Source organism: Methylibium sp. T29-B, assembly GCF_000576225.1.
GTDB classification, from domain to species: Bacteria; Pseudomonadota; Gammaproteobacteria; order Burkholderiales; family Burkholderiaceae_C; genus Methylibium; species Methylibium petroleiphilum.
The window spans coordinates 1-6,590 of the sequence record NZ_AZSN01000182.1 but is presented as its reverse complement, the minus strand read 5'-3'; the positions used below and the strand labels follow the sequence as shown (position 1 = coordinate 6,590).

9 protein-coding genes are annotated in these 6,590 nt (G+C 70.6%); all 9 read left to right on the top strand.

Annotation, left to right across the window (positions count from 1 at the left end; genetic code table 11):
• The coding region (locus Y694_RS18870) for an enoyl-CoA hydratase-related protein (protein ID WP_036235305.1) at positions 1–307 on the top strand (307 nt) is incomplete at its 5' end.
• A 40-nt stretch (positions 308–347) separates the two neighbouring features.
• Positions 348–800 carry a hydroxyphenylacetyl-CoA thioesterase PaaI gene (gene paaI, locus Y694_RS18865; protein ID WP_036235303.1) on the top strand — a complete coding sequence of 151 codons (453 nt, stop codon included), beginning with the start codon at positions 348–350 and terminating at the stop codon, positions 798–800.
• Between the two features lie 14 nt (positions 801–814).
• Positions 815–2,122 (top strand): phenylacetate--CoA ligase PaaK, encoded by a 1,308-nt coding sequence (gene paaK, locus Y694_RS18860; RefSeq protein ID WP_036235301.1) that lies wholly within the window; start codon positions 815–817, stop codon positions 2,120–2,122.
• A gap of 12 nt (positions 2,123–2,134) precedes the next feature.
• Positions 2,135–3,136 (top strand): 1,2-phenylacetyl-CoA epoxidase subunit PaaA, encoded by a 1,002-nt coding sequence (gene paaA / locus Y694_RS18855; protein WP_036235299.1) that lies wholly within the window; start codon positions 2,135–2,137, stop codon positions 3,134–3,136.
• Positions 3,133–3,423 (top strand): 1,2-phenylacetyl-CoA epoxidase subunit PaaB, encoded by a 291-nt coding sequence (paaB, locus tag Y694_RS18850; RefSeq protein WP_036235297.1) that lies wholly within the window; start codon positions 3,133–3,135, stop codon positions 3,421–3,423. Before paaA ends, paaB begins: the two co-directional genes overlap by 4 nt.
• Positions 3,424–3,435: 12 nt before the next feature.
• On the top strand, positions 3,436–4,209 hold the full coding sequence (gene paaC / locus Y694_RS18845; protein ID WP_036235295.1) for a 1,2-phenylacetyl-CoA epoxidase subunit PaaC: 774 nt from the start codon (positions 3,436–3,438) through the stop codon (positions 4,207–4,209).
• Positions 4,206–4,754, top strand: a complete 549-nt coding sequence (gene paaD / locus Y694_RS18840; RefSeq protein ID WP_409072495.1) for a 1,2-phenylacetyl-CoA epoxidase subunit PaaD — start codon at positions 4,206–4,208, stop codon at positions 4,752–4,754. The genes paaC and paaD overlap by 4 nt, the downstream gene beginning before the upstream one ends.
• Before the next feature lie 12 nt (positions 4,755–4,766).
• On the top strand, positions 4,767–5,852 hold the full coding sequence (paaE, locus tag Y694_RS18835) for a 1,2-phenylacetyl-CoA epoxidase subunit PaaE (protein WP_036235294.1): 1,086 nt from the start codon (positions 4,767–4,769) through the stop codon (positions 5,850–5,852).
• A 14-nt stretch (positions 5,853–5,866) separates the two neighbouring features.
• The gene (locus tag Y694_RS18830; protein ID WP_036235292.1) at positions 5,867–6,490 is read left to right on the top strand and encodes a TetR/AcrR family transcriptional regulator; all 624 of its coding nucleotides are present in this window, start codon (positions 5,867–5,869) and stop codon (positions 6,488–6,490) included.
• The last annotated feature ends 100 nt before the right edge of the window (positions 6,491–6,590 follow it).

Genomic DNA, 6,590 nt, shown 5'->3' with positions numbered 1-6,590 from the left:
CGGCCTGGCGCTGCTGGGCGACAAGCTGCCGGCCGCCGAGGCCGAGCGGCTCGGCCTGATCTGGCAGTGCGTCGACGACGAAGCGCTGCCCGCCGAGACCCAGGCGCTGGCCGAACGCCTGGCCGCGATGCCGACGCGTGCGCTGGTGGCCACGCGCGAGGCGATCGACGCCGCCCAGACGCTCGACTTCGACACCGCGCTGCAGCGCGAACAGCAGCTGCAGCGCGTGCACGGGCATGCGAACGACTACCTCGAGGGCGTGAGCGCCTTCCTCGGCAAGCGCGCGCCGCGCTACACCGACCGCTGAACACGCCGACCATCACGCCCCCCGGACCCGGAGCCCCGCCATGAACGACGAACCCGCTTCCGCGCAGCGCCTCGCCGAGCAGGTGCGCGACGGCCTGTGGGCCGGCGACCGCGCCTCGCAGGCCCTGGGCATGCAGGTCACGGAGATCGGTCCGGGCCGCGCCGTGCTGACGATGCGCGTGCGCGATGACATGCTCAACGGCCACGGCATGTGCCACGGCGGCCTCATCGCGACGCTGGCCGACTCCGCCTTCGCCTTCGCGTGCAACGCCGGCAACGAGCTGACCGTGGCCTCGGGCTTCGCGATCGACTTCCTCGCCCCCGGGCAGCTCGGCGACCTGCTGGAGGCGCGCTGCACCGAGGTGTCGCGCGCCGGCCGCACCGGCGTCTACGACGCGACCGTCCACAACCAGCGCGGCGAATGCCTCGCGGTGTTCCGCGGCCGCTCCTACGCGATGCGCGGGAAGCCCGCGGTGGCGTCCGCCGGCCGCTGAACGAGGAGACCGTCATGCCCGTGAAACGCCCCGCCCCCGGCGACCTCGAGGCGATCGAGACCGCCAGCCGCGACGAGATCTCGGCGCTGCAGCTGCAGCGCCTGCGTGCGACCCTGCGCCACGCCTACGACCGGGTGCCGCACTACCGGCGCGCGTTCGACGTTCAGGGCGTGCACCCCGACGACCTGAAGCAGCTCGCCGACCTCTCCAGGTTCCCGTTCACCGCCAAGAAGGATCTGCGCGACAACTACCCGTTCGGCATGTTCGCGGTGCCGCGCGAGCAGGTGGCCCGCCTCCATGCGTCGTCCGGCACCACCGGCAAGCCGACGGTGGTGGGCTACACGCTGAAGGACATCGACACCTGGGCCGAGCTGGTGGCACGCTCGATCCGCGCCTCCGGCGGGCGCCCGGGCGATCTCGTCCACGTGTCCTACGGCTACGGGCTGTTCACCGGCGGCCTCGGTGCGCACTACGGCGCCGAGCGGGTCGGCTGCACCGTCATCCCGATGTCGGGCGGACAGACCGAGAAGCAGGTGCAGCTGCTGTGCGACTTCCGGCCCGACATCATCATGGTCACGCCCAGCTACATGCAGGTGATCATCGAGGAGTTCGTGCGCCAGGGCCTGGACCCGCGCGAGAGCTCGCTGAAGGTCGGCATCTTCGGCGCCGAACCCTGGACCGAGGCGATGCGCCAGGAGATCGAGGGCCGGGCCGGCCTGGACGCGGTCGACATCTACGGCCTGTCCGAGGTCATGGGCCCGGGCGTCGCCAACGAGTGCATCGAATCCAAGGACGGGCCGGTGATCTGGGAAGACCATTTCTACCCGGAGATCATCGACCCCGAGACCGGCGAGGTGCTGCCCGATGGCGCCGAGGGCGAACTGGTCTTCACCTCGCTGACCAAGGAGGCGCTGCCCATCGTCCGCTACCGCACGCGCGACCTGACGCGGTTGCTGCCGCCGACAGCGCGTTCGTTCCGCCGCATGAGCAAGATCGTCGGACGCAGCGACGACATGCTGATCATCCGCGGCGTCAACCTGTTCCCGACGCAGATCGAGGAGCTGGTGCTGCAGGAAGGCCCGCTGTCGGGGCAGTACCAGCTGGTGGTCACGCGCGAGGGCCTGCTCGACGAGGTGGAGGTGCGCTGCGAGGTGCAGCCGGCGCATGCGGGGGTCGACCGCGTTGCCCTCGGTGCGCGGCTGCAGCAGCGCATCAAGACGCTGATCGGCGTGAACACGACGGTCAGCGTCGGCCTGCCCGATTCGATCGAACGCACGCTGGTCGGCAAGGCCCGCCGCGTGATCGACAGGCGACCCAAGTAAGGAACCCGCACCATGTACACGCAAGCCATGGACAGCGCGCCGAAGGACGAGCGCCCGGCGGTCCGCTCGGTCGAGGAGGCGCGGCTCCAGCAGCGCTTCGACGAGCGCATCGATGCCGGCGAGTTCATCGAGGCCAAGGACTGGATGCCCGAGCACTACCGTCGCACGCTGGTGCGCCAGATCAGCCAGCACGCGCATTCCGAGATCGTCGGCATGCTGCCCGAGGGGAACTGGATCGGTCGCGCGCCCACGCTCAAGCGCAAGGCGATCCTGCTGGCCAAGGTGCAGGACGAGGGCGGCCACGGCCTCTACCTCTATGCCGCGGCCGAGACGCTGGGCACATCGCGCGACCAGCTGCTCGAGGCACTGCACAGCGGCCGGGCCAAGTACAGCTCGATCTTCAACTACCCCACGCTGACCTGGGCCGACGTGGGCACGATCGGCTGGCTGGTCGACGGCGCGGCGATCATGAACCAGGTGCCGATCTGCCGTTGCTCCTATGCGCCGTATGCGCGCGCGATGGTGCGCATCTGCCGCGAGGAGAGCTTCCACCAGCGCCAGGGCTACGAGGCCCTGCTGACGATGATGCAGCAGGGCAGCGACGCGCAACGGGCGATGGTGCAGGGCGCGGTGAACCGCTGGTGGTGGCCGTCGATCATGATGTTCGGCCCGCCGGACGACCAGTCGCCGAACTCGGCGCAGTCGATGCGCTGGGGCATCAAGCGCGTCAGCAACGACGAGCTGCGGCAGAAGTTCATCGACGCCGCGGTGGAGCAGGCCCAGGTGCTGGGCGTCACGCTGCCCGATCCGGCGCTGCGGTGGAACGCCGAGCGCGAGCACTGGGACCACGGGCCGATCGACTGGAGCGAGTTCAAGCGCGTGCTCGCCGGCGACGGGCCCTGCAACCGCGAGCGCCTCGCCGCCCGCGTGCAGGCCTGGGAGGAGGGCGCCTGGGTGCGCGAGGCCGCGCTGGCGCATGCACGCAAGCAGGCACCGAAGGAGGAGGTCGCATGAGCACCGACACCGAATGGCCGCTGTGGGAGGTCTTCGTGCGCAGCAAGGCCGGCCTGGACCACAAGCACTGCGGCAGCCTGCACGCCACCGACGCGAAGATGGCGATCCAGCTCGCGCGCGACGTCTACACGCGCCGTCAGGAAGGGACCAGCCTCTGGGTGGTGCGTTCGGACCAGATCACCGCCAGCGACCCGGCCGAGAAGGGCGCCTATTTCGACCCGATGGAGGACAAGGTCTACCGCCACCCGACCTTCTACGCGCTGCCGAAGTCGGTCGATCACATGTGAACCGAGGCCGGCATGACGCAATCCATCGAACTCCGGCGCGATCCCGCGGTGCAGTACCTGCTGCGCATCGCCGACACGACGCTGATCCTGGCGCAGCGGCTCGGCGAGTGGTGCGGCCATGCGCCCATCCTTGAGGAGGACATCGCGCTGACCAACATGGCGCTCGACCTGGTGGGCCAGTCGCGCGCGCTGCTCACGCGGGCCGGCGAGCTCGAGGGCCGTGGCCACGACGAGGACCAGCTCGCCTTCCTGCGCGACGAGCGCGACTACTTCAACCTCACTTTGGTGGAACTGCCACGCGGCGACTTCGCGTTCACTGTGCTGCGCAACCTGTTCGTCGCCGGCTGGGCGCGGCTGCTGTGGGAGCGGTTGTGCGATTCCGGCGACATCGAGGTGGCCGCGATCGCCGGCAAGGCGGTCAAGGAGGTGCGCTACCACCAGCAGCACGCGATCGACTGGGTGGTGCGGCTCGCCGACGGCACCGACGAATCGCGCCGCCGCATCGAGGCGGCGCTGGCACAGGCCTGGCGCTACACCCCCGAGCTGTTCGAGTCCGACGCGGTCGACGAACACGCCCGCCAGGCCGGGCTCGGCCCGCGTCGCGCCGACCTGCGCGAGCCCTGGCTTGCCGAGATGGCGGCCGTGTTCGCCGAAGCCGGCCTGGCATTGCCGGCAACCGGCGGCTATACGAGTACCGGCAGCCGCGGCGTGCACAGCGAGCACATGGGCTACCTGCTCGCCGAGATGCAGTACCTGCAGCGGGCCTACCCGGGAGGTGCGTGGTGAACGCGGTGACGACGGCGCGCGAGGCGGTCGACCGTGACGACGCCGTGCGTTGCGAGCAGGCGTGGGCGGCACTGGACGAGGTGCTCGATCCCGAGGTGCCGGCGCTGTCGATCTGCGATCTCGGCATCGTGCGGGCAGTCCGCGCCGAGGGTGCGGGCCTGGAGATCGTGCTGACGCCCACCTACTCGGGCTGTCCGGCCACCGAGGTGATCGAGCAGCAGGTGCGGGCCGCGATCGACGATGCCGGCCTGGGGCCCGCCCGCGTGACGCTGCAGCGCGCGCCGGCCTGGACCACCGACTGGATCAGCGAGGCCGGCCGCCGCAAGCTCGCCGCCTACGGCATCGCACCGCCGGGGCCGTCCGTCCGACCGGACGGTGCGGCGCCGATCCGCTTCTTCGGCCGCGGCAGACCGGCGCCCCTGGCCTGCCCGCGCTGCGGCAGCCGCCAGACCGAGCGGCTGTCGGCCTTCGGGTCGACCGCCTGCAAGGCGCTGTACCGCTGCCTGAGCTGCCGCGAGCCGTTCGAGCACTTCAAGCCGCTCTGATCGCACTGTTTCATGAGCCTGCTTTTCCATCCGTTGCGCGTGCGTGCCATCGAGCCCGACACGGCCGAGGCCGTGGTGGTGACGTTCGACGTGCCGCCTGCGCTGCGCGAGGTGTTCGGCTTCACGCAGGGCCAGTACCTCACGCTGCGCAAGGAGATCGAAGGCCAGGACCTGCGCCGCTCCTACTCCATCTGCGCTGGCGTCGACGACGGTCAATTGCGCGTGGGCGTGCGCAAGGTGCGCGGCGGCGTGTTCTCGAACTGGATCAACGAGCACCTGCGCACCGGCGACGTGGTCCAGGTCATGGCGCCGCAGGGCCGCTTCTTCGTGCCGCTCGATCCGGCGTCGAAGCGCCACCACCTGGGCATCGCCGGCGGCAGCGGCATCACGCCCATCCTGTCGATCATGAAGACGGTGCTGGCGCGCGAGCCGCACAGCCGCTTCACGCTGATCTACGGCAACCGGCTGCTGAACTCGACGATGTTCAAGGAGGAGCTCGAGGACCTGAAGAACCGCTACCTGACGCGGCTGGTGCTGCACCACGTGTTCTCCGACGAGCACACCGACGCGCCGCTGAACCGCGGCGTGATGAACCGCCACAAGATCGGCAAGTTCCTGTCCGTCCTGGTACCGGCCGCCGGCATCGCCCACGCCTATGTCTGCGGCCCGTTCCAGATGAACGACGAGGCCGAGGCGGCGCTGCGGGCGGCCGGCGTGCCGGAGGACCGCATCCACATCGAACGCTTCGGCGTCGCGCAGCCAGCCGGCGGCACGGCCGACGCGGTGGTCCACGAGGCCCGGCCCGGCGACGCCGAGCAGGCGAAGGTCACGATCATCCGCGACGGCCTGCGGCGCGAGATCTCGTTCACCAAGGGACAACCCAGCCTGCTCGACGCGGCCTCGGCGGCCGGGCTCGAGGTGCCGTTCTCGTGCACGTCCGGCGTCTGCGGCACCTGCCGGGCGAAGCTGATCGAGGGGCAGGTCCGCATGGAGCGAAACTTCGCGCTGGACAGGAAGGAGGTGGCCGCCGGCTTCGTCCTCACCTGCCAGGCGCACCCGCTGACCGACCGCGTGGTGCTCTCCTTCGACGAACGCTGAGACGAGGACACCCGATGGCCCGCGGCCGCCTGCCCGGATATGCAGACCAGCTCGACCTGATCCTGGAGCACGCGGCACGCCTGTTCGCGCGGCGCGGCTACCCGGCCACCACGATGAACCAGGTGGCCGAGGCCTGCGGGGTCTCGAAGGCCACGCTGTACCACTACTACCGCGACAAGTACGCGCTGCTGGTCAGCATCGCCGAAGGACATGTCTCGCGGCTGCAGGGGCTGGTCGAAGAGGTGGACGCCGACGCGACGCTGGCGCCCGAACCGCGGCTGCGCGAGTTGATCGCCCGCCTGGTGGGCGAGTACGCCGGGGCGCAGGACGCGCACCGCGTGCTCACCGAGGACGTGAAGTTCCTGGAAGAGGGCGACCGCGAACGCATCCTCGGCAAGGAGCGGCAGGTGGTGGCGTCGTTCGCCGCGGCGGTGGTGGCGTTGCGACCGGACCTGAAGGAGGCCGCGATGGCCAAGCCGCTGACGATGCTGCTGTTCGGCATGGTGAACTGGATGTTCACCTGGGTGAAGCCCGAAGGCCCGCTCGACCATGCCGCGCTGGCGCCGATCGTGGCCGACCTCTTTCTCGGCGGGCTGCCGGCCGTGCAGGCGGCAGCGCTGCCGGCCCCCGGCGGCTGAGCCGCGAGGAGTGCTCGTGGTGAACGCAGCGATCGCCCGACGCTCAGGCCGTGCGGCGCGCGGTCGACGGACCGGCAGCGGCCGGGTCACCGGGCGACGT

What these genes read in the sequence shown, in the direction of transcription:
- paaI (WP_036235303.1), top strand. Translation starts at nt 348, where the DNA reads ATGAACGACGAACCCGCTTCCGCGCAGCGCCTCGCCGAGCAGGTGCGC.
- paaK (WP_036235301.1), top strand. Translation starts at nt 815, where the DNA reads ATGCCCGTGAAACGCCCCGCCCCCGGCGACCTCGAGGCGATCGAGACC.
- paaA (WP_036235299.1), top strand. Translation starts at nt 2,135, where the DNA reads ATGTACACGCAAGCCATGGACAGCGCGCCGAAGGACGAGCGCCCGGCG.
- paaB (WP_036235297.1), top strand. Translation starts at nt 3,133, where the DNA reads ATGAGCACCGACACCGAATGGCCGCTGTGGGAGGTCTTCGTGCGCAGC.
- paaC (WP_036235295.1), top strand. Translation starts at nt 3,436, where the DNA reads ATGACGCAATCCATCGAACTCCGGCGCGATCCCGCGGTGCAGTACCTG.
- paaE (WP_036235294.1), top strand. Translation starts at nt 4,767, where the DNA reads ATGAGCCTGCTTTTCCATCCGTTGCGCGTGCGTGCCATCGAGCCCGAC.
- Y694_RS18830 (WP_036235292.1), top strand. Translation starts at nt 5,867, where the DNA reads ATGGCCCGCGGCCGCCTGCCCGGATATGCAGACCAGCTCGACCTGATC.